Source organism: Stenotrophomonas sp. HMWF003 (assembly GCF_003061285.1).
Lineage (GTDB): Bacteria > Pseudomonadota > Gammaproteobacteria > Xanthomonadales > Xanthomonadaceae > Stenotrophomonas > Stenotrophomonas maltophilia_AP.
Window position 1 is genome coordinate 13,015 of sequence record NZ_QAIW01000260.1, and the last position, 1,168, is coordinate 14,182.

Annotated in this window: 1 protein-coding gene and 1 pseudogene; both read left to right on the plus strand. The window is 67.0% G+C overall.

The window, feature by feature from the left end; all coding sequences use genetic code 11:
- Nucleotides 1-301 (plus strand): annotated as a pseudogene (locus tag DBR34_RS22690) (hypothetical protein); the annotation flags it as partial.
- A gap of 91 nt (nt 302-392) precedes the next feature.
- The gene (locus tag DBR34_RS10880) at nt 393-1,151 is read left to right on the plus strand and encodes a carbon-nitrogen hydrolase family protein (protein WP_128096803.1); all 759 of its coding nucleotides are present in this window, start codon (nt 393-395) and stop codon (nt 1,149-1,151) included.
- Nucleotides 1,152-1,168 lie beyond the last annotated feature (17 nt).

The following is a 1,168-nucleotide window of genomic DNA, read 5'->3' on the forward strand; positions in this document are numbered from 1 at the left end:
GCTGTGGGTGGACTACGAGTCGGCCGTTTCCCTGCATCCGACCCCGCCTGGCACTCCGGCCGAAAAGCGCGCCGAACGCCTGGCCTCGCCGTCGCCCGACGACAACCGCGTTACCCACGGCTGCATCAACGTCTCTTCCGGCTTCTACGATCAGATCGTCCGCACCACGTTCGAGCGCGGCGGAGTGTTCTACATCCTGCCCGACAAGGCGACGATCGCCGAGACCTTCCCGGCCTTCGCGGAGAGTCGCGCGGCTGCGCAGGGCGGCGACGGCAAGCAGGTACGTTCCGCGCGCAAGTAAGGCACGCATCGCCGTGTTGCCGTATGCCCGCCTGACGGTGTATTGAAGGTCGCACGCAGCGCATTCCGCCCTGCCTGGCAGAGGAAGCGCCATGAAACTTGTCGCCGCACAACTGCGTGCGCTTGCCGGTGATATCGACGGCAACATTCAACGGCACATCGCGGTCATCGAACGTGCCGCGTCCGACGGCGCGGCGGTGGTGGTCTTCCCCGAGCTCTCGCTCACCGGTTACGAACCCCGCATGGCGCAGCGGCTGGCGATGTCCTGCGACGATCCGCGTCTGGAAGTATTCCAGGCCCTCAGCGACCGGGACCAGATGCTGATCGCGGTCGGCGCACCGCACAGAGGCCAAGAGGGCATCGAGATCGGCATGTTCGTGTTCCGCTGCGGGGAAGTGCCAGTGGTGTACGCCAAGCAGATGCTGCATGCCGACGAACAGCCGTACTTCCATCCGGGCGACCGGCCCATGGTCTTCCCGCTGCACGGTGCAGTGATCGCGCCGGCCATCTGCTACGAATCGCTGCAGACCGCGCACGCCGATGCCGCAGTGGCGCGTGGCGCTACGGTCTACCTGGCCAGCGTGGCCAAGGCCGCGCGGGGCGTCGATACCGGCTACCGGCATTACCCTGCCATCGCGCAGCACCACGGGCTGACCGTGATGATGGCCAATGGTGTAGGACCGGCCGATGATTTCGTCATGGCGGGCCGTTCTGCCGTGTGGCGCACTGACGGCACCTGCGTGTGCAGCGCTGATGCCGAGGGCGAGGCGCTGGTGGTGTACGACCTGGCCACGCAGGTGGGCGAGGTACTGCCGATGGGCGACGCTGTGGGCGCGGCACACGACCGCTGAAGCGCTCGATGTCCGAG